Annotated in this window: 17 protein-coding genes; 8 read left to right on the forward strand and 9 right to left on the reverse strand. The window is 37.6% G+C overall.

The window, feature by feature from the left end; all coding sequences use genetic code 11:
- Positions 1 to 32: 32 nt before the first annotated feature.
- Both bioB and queG read right to left on the reverse strand, forming a co-directional pair.
- Positions 33 to 1,022, reverse strand: a complete 990-nt coding sequence (gene bioB, locus EGT34_RS19885) for a biotin synthase BioB (protein ID WP_000175363.1) — start codon at positions 1,020 to 1,022, stop codon at positions 33 to 35.
- 99 nt (positions 1,023 to 1,121) lie between these two features.
- Positions 1,122 to 2,210 carry a tRNA epoxyqueuosine(34) reductase QueG gene (gene queG / locus EGT34_RS19890; protein ID WP_024437317.1) on the reverse strand — a complete coding sequence of 363 codons (1,089 nt, stop codon included), beginning with the start codon at positions 2,208 to 2,210 and terminating at the stop codon, positions 1,122 to 1,124.
- 28 nt (positions 2,211 to 2,238) lie between these two features.
- On the opposite strand from queG, the gene EGT34_RS19895 reads away from it, so the two are divergent.
- Positions 2,239 to 3,699, forward strand: coding sequence for a bifunctional ADP-dependent NAD(P)H-hydrate dehydratase/NAD(P)H-hydrate epimerase (locus EGT34_RS19895; RefSeq protein ID WP_024437316.1), 1,461 nt, complete (start codon positions 2,239 to 2,241; stop codon positions 3,697 to 3,699).
- Positions 3,700 to 3,703: 4 nt separating this feature from the next.
- On the opposite strand, the gene ruvC is transcribed toward EGT34_RS19895, so the two are convergent.
- Positions 3,704 to 4,249, reverse strand: coding sequence for a crossover junction endodeoxyribonuclease RuvC (gene ruvC / locus EGT34_RS19900; protein WP_001128330.1), 546 nt, complete (start codon positions 4,247 to 4,249; stop codon positions 3,704 to 3,706).
- Between the two features lie 229 nt (positions 4,250 to 4,478).
- Here ruvC and EGT34_RS19905 point away from each other — a divergent pair, with 229 nt between their 5' ends.
- Together EGT34_RS19905 and EGT34_RS19910 are read left to right on the forward strand one after the other, a co-directional pair.
- The gene (locus EGT34_RS19905) at positions 4,479 to 5,072 is read left to right on the forward strand and encodes a helix-turn-helix domain-containing protein (RefSeq protein WP_000340963.1); all 594 of its coding nucleotides are present in this window, start codon (positions 4,479 to 4,481) and stop codon (positions 5,070 to 5,072) included.
- On the forward strand, positions 5,069 to 5,614 hold the full coding sequence (locus tag EGT34_RS19910) for a GNAT family N-acetyltransferase (RefSeq protein WP_001109736.1): 546 nt from the start codon (positions 5,069 to 5,071) through the stop codon (positions 5,612 to 5,614). Before EGT34_RS19905 ends, EGT34_RS19910 begins: the two co-directional genes overlap by 4 nt.
- A gap of 69 nt (positions 5,615 to 5,683) precedes the next feature.
- Here the strand turns inward: EGT34_RS19910 and EGT34_RS19915 are convergent, their stop codons facing one another.
- On the reverse strand, positions 5,684 to 6,508 hold the full coding sequence (locus tag EGT34_RS19915) for an OXA-51 family carbapenem-hydrolyzing class D beta-lactamase OXA-65 (protein WP_001021782.1): 825 nt from the start codon (positions 6,506 to 6,508) through the stop codon (positions 5,684 to 5,686).
- 398 nt (positions 6,509 to 6,906) lie between these two features.
- Here EGT34_RS19915 and EGT34_RS19920 point away from each other — a divergent pair, with 398 nt between their 5' ends.
- Positions 6,907 to 7,467 carry an FxsA family protein gene (locus tag EGT34_RS19920; RefSeq protein WP_001050729.1) on the forward strand — a complete coding sequence of 187 codons (561 nt, stop codon included), beginning with the start codon at positions 6,907 to 6,909 and terminating at the stop codon, positions 7,465 to 7,467.
- Between the two features lie 63 nt (positions 7,468 to 7,530).
- On the opposite strand, the gene EGT34_RS19925 is transcribed toward EGT34_RS19920, so the two are convergent.
- Positions 7,531 to 7,716, reverse strand: a complete 186-nt coding sequence (locus tag EGT34_RS19925) for a hypothetical protein (RefSeq protein WP_000192620.1) — start codon at positions 7,714 to 7,716, stop codon at positions 7,531 to 7,533.
- A gap of 258 nt (positions 7,717 to 7,974) precedes the next feature.
- Here EGT34_RS19925 and EGT34_RS21145 point away from each other — a divergent pair, with 258 nt between their 5' ends.
- Positions 7,975 to 8,223, forward strand: coding sequence for a hypothetical protein (locus EGT34_RS21145; protein WP_000966850.1), 249 nt, complete (start codon positions 7,975 to 7,977; stop codon positions 8,221 to 8,223).
- Between the two features lie 124 nt (positions 8,224 to 8,347).
- On the opposite strand, the gene metK is transcribed toward EGT34_RS21145, so the two are convergent.
- Positions 8,348 to 9,514, reverse strand: coding sequence for a methionine adenosyltransferase (gene metK, locus EGT34_RS19935; RefSeq protein ID WP_001209544.1), 1,167 nt, complete (start codon positions 9,512 to 9,514; stop codon positions 8,348 to 8,350).
- A 523-nt stretch (positions 9,515 to 10,037) separates the two neighbouring features.
- Between metK and tkt the strand changes: the two genes are divergently transcribed.
- Complete coding sequence (gene tkt, locus EGT34_RS19940) at positions 10,038 to 12,026, forward strand: transketolase (RefSeq protein WP_000211075.1); 1,989 nt, start codon at positions 10,038 to 10,040, stop codon at positions 12,024 to 12,026.
- 53 nt (positions 12,027 to 12,079) lie between these two features.
- On the opposite strand, the gene EGT34_RS19945 is transcribed toward tkt, so the two are convergent.
- Positions 12,080 to 12,487 carry an OsmC family protein gene (locus EGT34_RS19945; protein ID WP_000248279.1) on the reverse strand — a complete coding sequence of 136 codons (408 nt, stop codon included), beginning with the start codon at positions 12,485 to 12,487 and terminating at the stop codon, positions 12,080 to 12,082.
- Positions 12,488 to 12,701: 214 nt separating this feature from the next.
- On the opposite strand from EGT34_RS19945, the gene EGT34_RS19950 reads away from it, so the two are divergent.
- Complete coding sequence (locus tag EGT34_RS19950) at positions 12,702 to 13,292, forward strand: YceI family protein (protein WP_024437315.1); 591 nt, start codon at positions 12,702 to 12,704, stop codon at positions 13,290 to 13,292.
- 45 nt (positions 13,293 to 13,337) lie between these two features.
- Here EGT34_RS19950 and EGT34_RS19955 read toward each other — a convergent pair whose 3' ends face one another.
- Positions 13,338 to 13,928 (reverse strand): lecithin retinol acyltransferase family protein, encoded by a 591-nt coding sequence (locus tag EGT34_RS19955; protein WP_001187976.1) that lies wholly within the window; start codon positions 13,926 to 13,928, stop codon positions 13,338 to 13,340.
- A 186-nt stretch (positions 13,929 to 14,114) separates the two neighbouring features.
- On the opposite strand from EGT34_RS19955, the gene EGT34_RS19960 reads away from it, so the two are divergent.
- Positions 14,115 to 14,861, forward strand: a complete 747-nt coding sequence (locus EGT34_RS19960) for a phosphodiester glycosidase family protein (protein ID WP_000699319.1) — start codon at positions 14,115 to 14,117, stop codon at positions 14,859 to 14,861.
- A 35-nt stretch (positions 14,862 to 14,896) separates the two neighbouring features.
- Here the strand turns inward: EGT34_RS19960 and EGT34_RS19965 are convergent, their stop codons facing one another.
- Entirely contained in the window at positions 14,897 to 15,127 is a 231-nt protein-coding gene (locus EGT34_RS19965; RefSeq protein ID WP_000011679.1) for a hypothetical protein, read from the reverse strand.
- Positions 15,128 to 15,197: the final 70 nt, after the last annotated feature.

Here is a 15,197-nt window from a genome sequence, read left to right on the forward strand (position 1 = left end):
TGAATGATCAGGGCTTTTCAATTTTGATGAGGTTAAGCACTCATCGCATCTACTGATAATTCAGAAACAGTTGGTTTTGGCTTTTCAGCTGTTAACCCTAATTTATTAAATAACGCTTGGTCTTTACCTTCACCTGTATTTGGCGTCGTAAGTAATTTATCACCAGAGAACAGAGAGTTTGCACCCGCCATAAATGCTAAAGCTTGATCTGAGTCACTTAAAGATTCACGACCAGCAGATAAACGAATATAACTATGCGGCATAATGATACGTGCTACCGCAATAGTACGAATCCATTCAATAACATCTAGTTTTTCAACATCAGCTAATGGTGTACCTTCAATTGGAACAAGCATGTTAATTGGTACAGATTCTGGATGAATAGGCAAGGTTGCTAATTCATGTAACAAACCAATGCGATCTTCACGGCTTTCACCTAAACCAACAATACCGCCACTACATACTTTCATACCAGCTTGACGGACATAATCTAAAGTATTCAAACGATCATCAAAAGTACGTGTGCTGATGATGTGGGAATAATACTCGCGAGATGTATCAAGGTTATGGTTGTAATAGTCTAAACCAGCATCTTTTAGGCGTTCTGCTTGTGATTGATTAAGCATACCTAAAGTCATACAGGTTTCCATACCTAGTGCTTTAACTTCACGTACCATTTCTAAAACATAAGGCATATCGCGCTCATGAGGGTTACGCCAAGCAGCACCCATACAAAAGCGAGATGAACCTGAATCTTTTGCAGCTTTTGCTTCGCTAATTACTTTTTCAACAGCAATACGTTTTTCTGCTTCTAATTTTGAATCGTAATGTGCAGATTGAGAGCAATATTTGCAATCTTCAGGACATTTACCCGTTTTAATAGATAAAAGGGTGCTGACCTGAATTGTATTGGCAGTGAAGTGCTCACGGTGTACTTGTTGAGCCTTAAAAACTAAATCCAAAAAAGGTTGTTCATATAGAGCTTGGATTTCTTCACGAGTCCAATCATTACGTAGAGTCATTGTCATATCCATGATGATGGCATTAATTCACTATACATAATCATACAGAATTCGTATTAAAGCTATAGGGCAAAAAACATCATTTTTTTAATTTGATAGCTAAAGTTGATTAAGTTGCTGTTCAATTGCCCAATCAATATGCACATTGACGATTTCGTCATGTAAACTTTTGCCTTTGTTTAGCTGATCTACAATTTCTTTTGAGTACGGTGCGTTCCCTAAACCGATAGCGATATTACGTTTGAAGGATTGATAACCTGTACGTCGTATTGGGCTGCCTTCTGTATTGGCTAAAAAAGTAGCTTCGTCCCACTGCCAAATATCAAGCAGACTAATATTATCTAAACCATGTCTAGGATTGAAATCGGGAATAGACGTTGTTTTAGCAAAACTATTCCACGGGCAAATTAATTGGCAGTCATCACAACCAAATATCCGGTTACCAATGCCTGCACGTAATTCTTCTGCAATGATTCCTTTATATTCGATGGTGAGATAAGCGATACAGCGTCTAGCATCTAACATATAAGGTTCGACAATCGCTTGTGTCGGGCAAATATCAATACACGCACTACAAGAACCGCAGTGAGAAGTAGCAGGTTCATCAAAAGGTAAGTCAAGTGATGTAAATAGTTCACCTAAGACAAAGAATGAACCTGACTTTTTATGAATGAGTAAAGTATGTTTACCTGTCCAGCCCATCCCAGCACTTTCAGCTAATGATTTCTCAAAAATAGGTGCCGAGTCTGCAAAAGGGCGAGATTCAAAATCTCCCACTTTTTCACGGATACGTGTGGCTAACGTTTTTAATCTGCCACGCATCACCTTATGGTAATCACGACCACGAGCATAACGGGCAATAATCGCAGAGTTTGGTTCGAAGGGTACATATCGTGGTTTTGGCGATTCCACCAAATAATTCATACGTACGCAAATAATACTTTTTGTTCCAGGCACCAATAAAGTTGGATCTGCTCGCTTTTCCAGATTTTCTTCTAAATAGGTCATATCTGCATGATAACCACGTTCAAGGTATTCTAAAAAACGTGGCATTTGCTCTTGAGCATCTGGTTTGGCAATGACACAATCAGCAAAACCCAAGTCTAATGCTTGAGCTTTGATCCATGCTTTTAATTCATGTGGATCAATTTGTTGCACTGCAATGCGTGATGTGTTGGAAGATGTCATAAACCGAAAAATGCAAGAGGATAAGAATATGCAGGCGGTAGTTTACCATAGCCAAGATATCCAGGCATGGGAGCAACGTTGGTTTGCTGCGCAAAACTCCTCATTAGGCCTAATGCAACAAGCAGCTTGGTCAATCACTCAACAACTCATTGTACTTTTTCAAAAACAAAATTTTAAGAATATTGCTGTTTGGTGCGGACAGGATAATAACGCTGGTGATGGCTATTTTATAGCAAGCTATCTCAAACAAGCTGGGTTTCAGGTTGAAATATTTGCGGCTGAGTTGGGCGAGTCAGCTGATTTACACCACGCTGTCCATTTTGCTAAAGCAAATCATGTTCAAATACACCAAGGTTTTAAGATCAACGGGACATTTGATTGTCATATTGATGCATTGTTTGGGATTGGTTTAAACCGTGAATTAAACGGTTATTGGCAACACGCTATTCAACAATTTAATGGGCAAGCAGGGCTAAAAATTTCGATTGATATACCAAGTGGTTTAAAAGCAAATACTGGCTCTACCTTATCTTTTGCAATACGGGCTGATCATACATTTACTGTTTTAGGGCTTAAAGCAGGATTATTTACAGGCCAAGGCAAAGAATATGCAGGACAAATTCATTTAATTAATTTAATACCAATAGACCAAGAGCTGAAACCTCTTGCTTACTTGACGCCAACACATATCAAACTTCCTAAACGTTTGGCTTTTGGACATAAAGGAAGTTATGGGCATGTTTTGGTGATAGGTGGACATGAGCAAATGGGTGGGGCTGTTATTATGGCTGCTGAAGCTGCTTTTCATGCGGGTGCAGGCAAAGTGACAGTGGTTTGTCATAGCAACCACCATCAGGCTATTTTGTCGCGAGCTCCTAATATTATGCTTCGTGATATTAATGATTTCGATGAAAACGGTATTAAAGAAATTTTATCTCAGGTTGATGCAGTATGTTTTGGAATGGGGTTAGGTCGTGATGACTGGGCACACCAAATCTATCAACAGTGGTTTAATTATTTAAATCAGACTTCACATTTAGAAGTTGTTTTAGATGCAGATGCCCTATGGTTTCTCGCAAAGCAGCCTGAAAAATTGAGTTTACATATTTATGCAACACCTCATCCGGGGGAGGCCGCTACACTACTTGGTTGTTCTACTTGGCAAATTGAAAATGACAGAATTGCTGCGATTTATGCGTTGCAGCAAAAATATGCAGGCCAGTGGGTGCTTAAAGGAGCAGGCAGCTTAATTTTAGAAGATAACTTGTATATTTGTACGCAAGGTAATGCAGGTATGGGAACTGGTGGAATGGGAGATGTGTTGGCGGGCATGATTGCAAGCTTAAAAGCCCAATTCCACAAAGCAGTTACCCTACATGAGATCGTAACTCTCCATGCTCAGGCAGGTGACCAACTTGCCAAACAAGGCATGCGCGGTTTACAAGCTTATGAGATGAATCAAGCAATTACTCAAGTAGTAAATCAATAAAACTTTAGCGTCTACGGCTACTAGAGCGACTTCGTCCACGAGCCATACCACCTAAAGCATTCAAGACGGTTAGTTTGCTCATACTTCCTGAAGCATGGGCATGACAAATTGCAGCAGCAAGAGCATCGGCTGCATCGGCTTGAGGTTTAATGGTCAGGTTAAGTAAACGCATTACCATCATTTGTACTTGTTCTTTATCGGCAGCACCATATCCCACTACAGACTGTTTAATCTGGCGCGCAGTATATTCTGCAACTTGTAAATCTAAATTCACTAAAGCGGCTATAGCAGCTCCACGGGCTTGACCAAGTTTTAAGGCAGAGTCGGGGTTCTGTGCCATAAAGACTTGCTCGACCGCAGCTTCAGTAGGACCATGAAATTTCACAATTCGCTCAACACCAGCAAAAATACGCTTCAAGCGCTCTGGCATCTCTTGAGTTTCCGTTCGGATTGTACCGGCATCAACAAAACGTAGTTTACTACCATCTTTTTCAATGATTCCGTAACCTGTTAAGCGTGAACCTGGATCAATTCCAATAATCAATGGCATGTGAAGACTTACTTAAATAGTTTAGAGGGTATTGTTACATAGCCAAAACGGTTCTGCATGAGTAATTTAAAGAATGCTGCTATGAATGGTTATTTTTCGGTTTTTAATCCTAAAGATTTATATTGTCCACCCAATTTTCCATATATTCATAATGAAGAGTTTGAAATCATTTGATGTAATTCTATTTTAATGGAATACTTATCTATAATGATGGAATTGAGCTTCTTTAATGGATGATATCAATATAAGGATTGCACATCGAATACGAGAGCTGCGTTTAGCACGTGGATATACTTTAGATGTGTTAGCTGCCCGTTGCCAAGTTAGCCGTTCAGCTATTTCTTTAATTGAAAGAGGAGAAACGAGCCCTACGGCAGTTGTTCTTGAAAAACTAGCGAATGGTCTTGAAGTACCTTTAACTCAAATTTTTACGAATGAAGCGGGTAATTCATCATCTCAACCGCTTATTCGTCGGAATGAACAAGCTGAGTGGCGAGATCCGGAAACTGGCTATATACGCCGTACAGTTTCACCTCCGAACTTAAAATTACCCTTTCAGATTGTTGAAATTGAATTTCCGCCTCATTCTCGAATTACTTATGAAACTAATGAAAGCTCTAGAGTGGTACAGCAGCAGCTTTGGGTCGTTGAAGGGAAAATTGAAATTCAATTAGGTGAAACTTCTTATGCATTAGGTCAAGGGGATTGCTTGGCAATGCAATTAGATCAACCTGTCATATACAGTAATCATTCAGCTCAAGTTGCTCGTTATATTTTAGTCGTTTCTAATCAACTGGTGCCCGCTCTTAAGGAATCTTTATGAACTATTCCCTCGATTCTAATTTCCGTTTAATTGATTGTAATGAAGCAGAGCATGCGGCAGCGATATTAGAAATTCTAAATGATGCGATTGTTAACTCTACCGCATTATACGACTATGTTCCCCGTTCACTTGATTCAATGAAAACATGGTTTTCGGTAAAAAGAGAAAATGGTTTCCCTGTCATTGGGGTAGTAGATGAGTTAGGTAAGTTATTAGGATTTGCTAGTTGGGGAACATTTAGAGCGTTTCCAGCTTATAAATATACGGTTGAGCATAGTATCTATATTCATCATGAACATCGTGGCTGTGGTCTAAGTAAAGTTTTAATGCAAGCGTTAATTCAACGTGCTCAACACGCTCAACTTCATGTGCTCATTGGTTGTATTGATGCGACAAATCAAGCCAGTATAGGCCTTCATGAGAAAATGGGCTTTACCCACGCTGGTACTTTTAAACAAGTGGGCTTTAAATTTGGGCAATGGCTTGACGCTGCTTTTTACCAATTAATTTTGAATACTCCATTTGAACCAATGGATGGATAGATTAGCAGTTTTAAAATAGCAATGGCCCAGATCATAATGGTAAAAAGTGAACCGGGCTATAAACTAACTCTATAAAATACCTAATTGTTCTAAACTTTTATAAGTAATCTCTTTTCGAACAGAGCTAGGTATTCCTTTTTTCATTTCTAAGTTAAGGGAGAACGCTACAATATTCCCTTGAGGCTGAACAACCCATCCAGTTAACCAGCCTACTTGTGGGTTTACATCCCATCCCCAACCACTTTTTGCGTATATTTTGTTTCCATTCTTTTCTTCTATGAATAGCATGGATTGCACTTCATCTTGGACTTTTTGGCTAAATGGAAGCGTTTTATTAGCTAGCTTGTAAGCAAACTGTGCCTCTTGCTGAGGAGTAATTTTTAAAGGACCCACCAGCCAAAAATTATCGACTTGGGTACCGATATCTGCATTGCCATAACCAACACGCTTCACTTCCTTAGACATGAGCTCAAGTCCAATACGACGAGCTAAATCTTGATAAACTGGAATAGCGGAAGCTTTCATGGCATCGCCTAGGGTCATGTCCTTTTCCCATTCTGGGAATAACCTTTTTTTACCATCCCACTTAAATACTTCTGTGGTGGTTGCCTTATGGTGCTCAAGGCCGATCAAAGCATTAAGCATTTTGAAGGTCGAAGCAGGTACATACTCGGTCGAAGCACGAGCAAGATCATTACCATAGCTTTGTTGAGTTTGGCCTTGTTGGATAACTAAAACACCCGTAGTGTGTGCTTCGTTAAATAAATTTTTAATTTTCTCTGCTTTTTCATCAGATTTTGAAGCACTGTGATTTGGATTAGCAGTCACTATATAAGGTGAGCAGGCTGAAATAAAAATAGCGCTTGTTATAAGTAAGAGTGCTTTAATGTTCATAAGACTTATAAGATTGAATTTGAAGTTTAGCTAATTAATGTAACTTGAGTAGATCAATTATTAGATATCAAAAATGTAAGTTAAATTTTATAAAAAAGCTGCTAATAGATAAAAGCATCGGCCAATTCATGAAAAAATTGCAATCTTGTAGAAAAAACACTTGATAAAGTTGTTATAGCACTCATTAATAATAGAGTATGACTGTTTTATTAAGTTAGAATCAGTCTTATTTATAGTATTGCAGAACCTTAGTTTAGCTATGATTTTAGGTTACAACAAAAACATTGTCTAAGCTTTGCAACTAAATTTAATCCATGATTTCAAATGAAAAATGGATGAGTTTAGTTAAGTAGTAACAACTGCAATGAATTTTCTTTTTGAGATAGATAAAGTTTTACATGAATTTACTTCTTATTGTGGTTCTGGGCGCGATTGTTGAAATTGCCGTATGGATTGGCGTAGCACAGTTCATCAGTGGATGGTATGTGTTTTTCTGGTTCATTATTGCTTTCTTTATTGGTCTAACGCTTATTCGTAATAGTACGGCTGGTATTATGCCGCAATTACAACAAATGCAGATGACTGGACAATTGGGTAATGATCCGACTGTGACTAAAAAATTAGCTTATGCTTTTGCTGGTTTTTTATTAATGTTGCCAGGTTTGGTATCGGATGTATTAGCGCTCTTAATTCTTATTCCGGGCGTACAAACTGCGTTTCGTAATATTGCAATGAGAACACTCGCAAAACGTCAGCAAGCCATGATGAATAAAATGATGGGCGGCATGGGTGGTGCAGGTGCTGGTCAAAACCCATTTGCAGATTTAATGCGTCAAATGCAGGATATGCAGAATCAACAAGGTGGTGGTAGCCAATATCATGATTCTAGTATTATTGATGGCGAAGCGAGAGAAGTTACTCCAGACCACAAGAAAATTGAGCATAAAAATAAAGATTAATTAATCTATTATACAAAAAGGGCCTAAATCTAAAAGATTTAGGCCCTTTTTAATTTATAACAGTTAATCATCTGAAGTTTCAGAAGTACCTGCTTTTGCTTGAATCATCTCGTTTTGATTATCTTGGAGCTTAGTTTGAGGTTGATACTTGTTTGAAGGCAGAGCTACTTGCTTGTTTTCAGATTGTTGATATTTTCGGCTTCTATTGGCTCTTTCACGAAAGCCACCTTTATTAATGAGCTGTGTCATAAATTCGCCTAGAAAATAAAATATATTTCTATTTTAACAAATTCAACAAAATATCAAAATAAGAAAAATAGTGCTAAAAAAATAATATTTAGCCTATCTCTTTGTATAAATTAAATATTTGAAATTTGAACGGATTGTTCATTCAGATTGAATTATCTTTTCATTTCACATAGGATAAATATAAAGGATGTATAAATTTAAAAATGTAGCAAACCTATTAAAACAACAACGGTTGAAGTGAGGGAAGGAGGGTTACCTATGCTATATCAATATCATTGTGCTTGTTGCGACAAAGTTGTGGCATCAACTGATAAATCATGTCCATATTGCGGTTCACACCATATTCGTAGTCCATATGGCCTATGGATGTTTTGCGTGATGGCTTGTCTAGCAGTTGTTGTCGTATTCAAAGTTGTTCATCTTTATATCCAGAATCATCAAGATACACCTGTGCAATCGACTCTGTTAGATGTATTAAATGAAGGTGATAAGAGCACAAAACAATAATATTGCTTAATACTCACTTCATGCCTTTAAATAATGTATGTTGAAGGGGCTATTGTTTAATTTTAATCAAATACAAAAATAATAAAAAAAGCCCGCTGAAGAGCGGGCTTTTAATATAATCAGCTTAAAGGCCTGCGGCATCTTTAAGTGCTTCAACTTTATCAGTTTTTTCCCATGTAAATGCAGTATCTGAACCTTCACGACCAAAGTGGCCGTAAGCAGCTGTTTGTTTATACATAGGTTGAATTAAGTTAAGCATGCGAGTAATACCAAACGGACGTAAATCGAAATGTTCACGTACTAACTGGATAATTAACTCATCAGAAACTTTTGCAGTACCAAAAGTATTGATTGAAATAGACGTTGGCTCTGCAACACCAATTGCATAACTCACCTGAATTTCACATTTGTCCGCAAGACCAGCAGCAACAATATTTTTAGCTACATAACGACCAGCATACGCAGCTGAGCGGTCTACTTTAGATGGATCTTTACCAGAGAATGCACCACCGCCGTGACGAGCCATACCGCCATAAGTATCAACGATGATTTTACGGCCAGTTAAACCACAGTCACCCACAGGTCCACCGATAACAAACATACCAGTCGGGTTAATGTGGAATTTAGTTGCTGCATGGAACATTTCAGCAGGAATGATCGGTTTAATAATTTCTTCAATTACAGCTTCTTTAAGCTGAGTTTGAGTAATTTCAGGATCATGCTGTGTAGAAAGTACTACTGCGTCTAAACGTACAGGTTTGCCATTTTCATAAGCAAAAGTTACCTGACTTTTTGCATCTGGACGTAACCATGGTAATGCACCAGAACGACGAAGTTCAGCTTGGCGTTCCATTAAACGGTGAGCATAAGAAATAGGGGCTGGCATAAGCACGTCGGTTTCACGGCTTGCATAACCAAACATTAAACCTTGGTCTCCAGCACCTTGGTCTTCAGGTTTTTGGCGGTCTACACCTTGTGCAATCTCTGGTGATTGTTTACCAATCATGTTGATTACAGCACAAGTTGAACCATCAAAGCCTAAATCTGAATGGTGATAGCCGATACCGTTAACAGTTTGGCGAACAACAGCTTCTACATCAATATTCGCAGTTGTTGTGATTTCACCTGCAAGTACAACAGCGCCTGTTTTTACCAGTGTTTCACAAGCAACACGTGCGTATGGGTCTTCTTTTAAGATTGCATCCAAAATAGCGTCGCTAATTTGGTCGGCCATTTTATCGGGATGACCTTCGCTTACAGATTCCGAGGTAAAAACAGCGTACTCGCGCATGAAAGTCCTATCTTGGTTATTTCAAAAAGACATAATATGTTACATCGACTTGAGCTTGAGGACCAGTTCATACTGACTAAAAAGCATGAATTTCTTTCATTTCTACTATGTTTTAATTGATATGTGTATCAGGGAAATTGATATAGATAGATGAAAATTAATCATTTTTATATTAGAGTTTTAATAAAATGTTTAAATTTTAAACATTTGATTTTGTTAAATATTAATCAAGAAGATTTAGACTATGAAGTGAAAGCTATAAATAAAGAAAATAAATACAACTCTATATGTTGATTAAGAGGAAGAAGCTTACAATCGTTGAGTATGGAAATAAGTATAAATACTATTGTTTTACACAGCTTAAGAATCTAAATGTTTTTTGAGTAACCAAGAAATAGTTAAAAATAAAGAAATATACAGTGTTGGGGTTTACCCCTAGGCGTTTTTTTAAGACAATATAGCGGCATTGAATGGTTATTCATCTTCTTCTTTTCATCAATCTATTAAAATTGGATTCTGATCTATGACGACCCCTTTAAACGAACGTCGTATTGCAAACGCAATTCGTGTATTGGCAATGGATGCTGTGCAACAGGCAAACTCAGGGCATCCAGGTGCTCCAATGGGGATGGCAGATATTGCTGATGTCGTCTGGCGCGAGTTTTTAAATCACAACCCAAATAATCCACAATGGGCAAACCGTGACCGTTTTGTTTTATCAAATGGCCATGGTTCAATGTTGCAATATGCTTTGCTTCATTTAACAGGTTATGATCTTTCAATTGAAGATTTAAAACAATTCCGTCAATTGCACTCAAAAACTCCTGGTCACCCTGAATATGGTTATGCTCCAGGGATTGAAACAACGACAGGTCCTTTGGGTCAAGGTATTGCGAACGCTGTTGGTTTTGCATTAGCAGAAAAAACTTTAGCTGCTCAGTTCAATAAAGATGACTTAAAAGTAGTTGATCACTTTACCTATTGTTTCTTAGGTGATGGCTGTTTAATGGAAGGTATTTCTCATGAAGTATGTTCTTTAGCAGGTACTTTACAGCTTGGTAAATTGATTGCTTATTATGATGACAACGGCATTTCGATTGATGGTGAAGTAGAAGGCTGGTTTAGTGATGACACTGAAGAGCGTTTCAAGTCTTATGGTTGGCAAGTTCTTCGTGTAGATGGGCATGATGCTGATGCGATTCGTCAAGCAACAGTTGAAGCTAAAGCAGAAACTCAAAAACCAACGATTATTATTTGTAAAACAATTATTGGCTTAGGTTCTCCAAACAAGCAAGGTAAAGAAGACTGTCACGGTGCACCACTGGGTAAAGATGAAATTACCTTAACTCGTGAAGCTTTAGGTTGGACTGAAGAAGCATTTGTTATTCCTGCTGATGTATATGCTGCATGGGATGCTAAAGCAAAAGGTAATGAAGCTGAAGCAGCTTGGAATGAAGTGTTTGCTCAATATCAAGCAAAATATCCAACGGAAGCAGCTGAGTTACTTCGTCGTATTAGCGGTGACTTACCAACAGAATTTTCAGCTCAAGCAGATGCATTTATTCGTGAAACAAATGCTAAAGCTGAAACTGTAGCAACTCGTAAAGCGAGCCAAAACACATTACAAGCATTTGGTCCTTTATTACCTGAATTATTAGGTGGTTCTGCGGACTTGGCAGGTTCTAACTTAACACTTTGGAAAGGTTGCCAAGGCGTTCAAGAAAACCCGGCTGGTAACTACGTGTATTATGGTGTACGTGAGTTCGGTATGACTGCAATCGCTAACGGTGTTGCATTGCATGGCGGCTTCATTCCTTACGTTGCAACGTTCTTAATGTTTATGGAATATGCACGTAATGCGGTACGTATGTCTGCATTAATGAAGCAACGCGTGATTCATGTTTATACACATGACTCAATCGGTTTAGGTGAAGATGGTCCAACACACCAACCAATTGAACAAATTGCTTCTTTACGTGGCACACCAAACTTAAATACTTGGCGTCCTGCTGATACTGTAGAAACAGCAATTGCGTGGAAATCTGCTTTAGAGCGTAAAGATGGCCCTACAGCACTTATTTTCTCTCGTCAAAACTTACCATTCCAAACGCGTACTGAAGAGCAAATCCAAAATGCGGCAAAAGGTGGTTATGTTCTTGCTCAAGAGAAAGGTGAGTTGAAAGCAATTATTATTGCTACTGGTTCAGAAGTTTCTTTAGCAATGGAAGCTTATGCTCAACTTGAAGGTGTTCGTGTTGTTTCTATGCCATGTGCAGAAGAGTTCATGAAACAAGATGCTGCATATCGTGAAGCAGTATTACCAGCTCACATTCGTGCACGTGTTGCTGTAGAAGCTGCTCACGTTGACTACTGGTGGAAGTTTGTTGGTCTTGATGGCAAAGTAATTGGTATGACAACTTATGGTGAGTCAGCACCAGCAAAAGACTTGTTCCAATTCTTCGGTATTACAACTGAGGCTGTAGTTGCTGCGGTAAAAGAGTTAACTGCTTAATCTTTTGAGCAGAATAAAAAGCGTCCCGATTGGGGCGCTTTTTTATGGGCTATTTAAATGTTAAGTTCAGTTTGGATCGTAATATTAGAAGTTAAAAGCTTATGAATAGGGCAGTTTTCAGCAACTTTTAATAATCTTTTATGCTGATCCTCAGTAAATTCACCTTTTAGAGTAATTTTACGCTCAATATTATTTTGACCTGCTTCTGGATCACCATTTGGATTTAATGCTAAATCAACTTGTACATGCTCAATTTTGATGCCTTTGTGATTTGCATACATTTCTAGTGTAATTGTAGTGCAAGCTCCTAAAGCCGATAATAAAAGCTGAACCGGATTTGGAGCTGTATCTTGTCCACCTTTGTCGGTGGGTTCATCTGCAAACCATTGATGACCCGAAGGATCGGTAAGTGTTACTCGATAAGGAGTTAAAGTACTTTGTGCTTGGGCAGTGTTAACCATGTTTTACCTTGTTATTTATCAATAAAATCGTAGTAAAAATTAATAAATCTGAAAGCTTCGAATAGAAGAATACCTATACTTTATAATATGGTTTTTGAATAACAACTGTAACGCTTTTATTGTTGCATGGATGAAACATATCGTTTTATAAAGAATAGTGAATTAAATTACTTGATGTATACACTAACGACTATATCAATAAAGGATACGAAAAATGCATCTTAAAACATTAAGCTTCGGTTTAGCAGTAGCATTGGCAAGTACAGTTACATTAGCTGCACCAGTGGACTATAAAATTGATCCAACACACACAGCTACTGTTTTCTCGTGGAATCACTTCGGTTTTTCAACCCCAAGTGCTAACTTCTCGGACATCCAAGGTGTAATTAAAGTTGACAATGCTAAACCAGCAAACTCATCTGTAAATGTGACCATTCCTTTAAGCAGTGTGAATACCAATGTACCTGCTTTAGATAAAGAGTTCCAAGAAGAAGCTTGGTTTAATGCAGCTAAATACCCAAACATTACTTTCAAAAGTACGAAAGTAGAAACTAAAGATAAAAAATATTTTAAAATTACTGGTGATTTGACTGTTAAAGGTATCACTAAGCCAGTTGTACTTGATGCTGTCTTAAATAAGCAAGGCGAGCACCCAATGGCAAAAGTTCCAGCGATTGGTTTTAACGCGACAACTTCGTTCAATCGCTCTGACTTTGGTTTAGGTAACTATGTACCAAACGTGGGTGATAAGATCACTGTAAACATTACAACTGAAGCAACTGCGGCTAGTGCAGCTAAAAAATAAGTTGTAAGTTTTCTAAAAAAGTCCTCAACTTGAGGACTTTTTTAATTAGATAGTTTCTTTTTTATCTGGTTCTATAAAGACTAAAGGTGAGGTTGGGTCTATATTTCTTTTTTCGGCTTTTTCTCTTAGAAATTGATAAGTCGGAATATTCATTTTTGCCTGATCACGTAATTTCTTTTTAATATAAAGAACAAGAGCAAAGCAGGTGGTTGCTACGGTTAGCATCATGCCATTCATATAGCTCATGATTGAACTCACGTAACCAATGGTGGTTAAACGATGCATCATACGCTCAACTTGAGTACTACTTTCGATACCAGTAATAGCCCAACTGCATAAATGCTCACAATTATTAATAATCAAATGATAATGGTTTTCATGCATACGTGAACGCATACGTCGTACAACAACTTTTCCTCTGTAGCGTGGTGCATCGTAAGAACGTACATGAATTTTCTTGCCATGCGAAAAGGCATCTAGGGAAGTGATTTCAATGGGCCGTTTTTTGATGAAATGTGCGAGGCCCGAATAATGAATAACTCGACCTCTCCCAGCATAGATACCATGATGGCTATAGCCGAGATGTTTTACAATAAGATGAGCCCCTAAAGGGTAGCGTTTATTTGTTTGTTGCATATTCACGCTGATCCAATAAAGTTTAATCACTTTTATACAAAGCTGTGACTATTATAACGAATATAGTTGTGTTCTAGTGTATTGATTAGGTGGAATAAGCGACTTTCGGGTATATATCACTTCAAACATTTTTTATTTAATAAAGTGTGTTTATGAAAATAAAATGACATCTAAGGTTTGGCATTAATGAAAATACTAGTACTGTGTATCGTGAACTTCATAATCTTTACACAATCCGCTTTAGCACTAGAGTATCGACAGATTAGAAATACTACTGATGATCAGTTTGAGGTAATTGAAATTTCTAATTTAGAACAATTACGCTTATTTTTGAAAAATCCGCAAACTCATCAATATTATAAAAGTTTCGACAATATTCAATATCAACTTAAAGCATGTGAACAGCTTACTTTTGCGATGAATGGAGGCATGTTCCATTCCGGTTTTTCTCCAGTAGGACTATATATTGAAAACGGACGAGAGAACCAACCTTTAAATGAAGATAAAGGCTGGGGAAACTTCTTTTTGCAGCCTAATGGAGTTTTAGCATGGAATGACAAACAAGCCGTTATATTGACAACTGAACAATATAAAGCAAAAGTTTTTCAACCCGATTATGCTACGCAGTCCGGTCCTATGTTAGTGATTAATGGCAAAATAAATCCCTTATTCCTAGCAAATAGTGATTCAAAGAAAATACGTAATGGGGTAGGTATAAAAAATAATAAATTGTATTTTGTGATATCTAAAAATAGAGTGAATTTCTATAGTTTTGCTCAGTTCTTCCAAAAAAATCTTGAAGTCGAGCAAGCTCTATACCTTGACGGTTCTATCTCTAGTTTATATTTGCACAAGAATAATCGAAATGATAAAAGATTTAATATGGGGCCTATTATTGGATGGGTGGATCAGGCAGATTGTAGACCCAAGTAAAATATAAAAAAGCCAGTACAAGACTGGCTTTTTAATTAATGAATAGATGGTTTTTGAGTGAGTTCATTTAACTCTTTTCGGCTATAACCACGGGAAATAAGAACTTTCTTGATTCCCTTAATGACATCTTCATCAGTCGCTTGCGCAAGCGCACTTAGAAGTTGTTCATTAGTTTTACATGAGCAGTCATTTTCAACACAAGCAGTTTGGTTTTTATGCTCGTTATGCTGTTGATCTGCCAAGAACAGCTTTTGCCAAAAACTCATAGAGCCTTCATATACAACCTAACATAGCTCGAAATATAGCCAATATAAATTAAAATACAAGACTCTATAT

The sequence above is a fragment of the Acinetobacter sp. FDAARGOS_558 genome, from assembly GCF_003937785.1.
Taxonomy (GTDB): Bacteria; Pseudomonadota; Gammaproteobacteria; order Pseudomonadales; family Moraxellaceae; genus Acinetobacter; species Acinetobacter baumannii.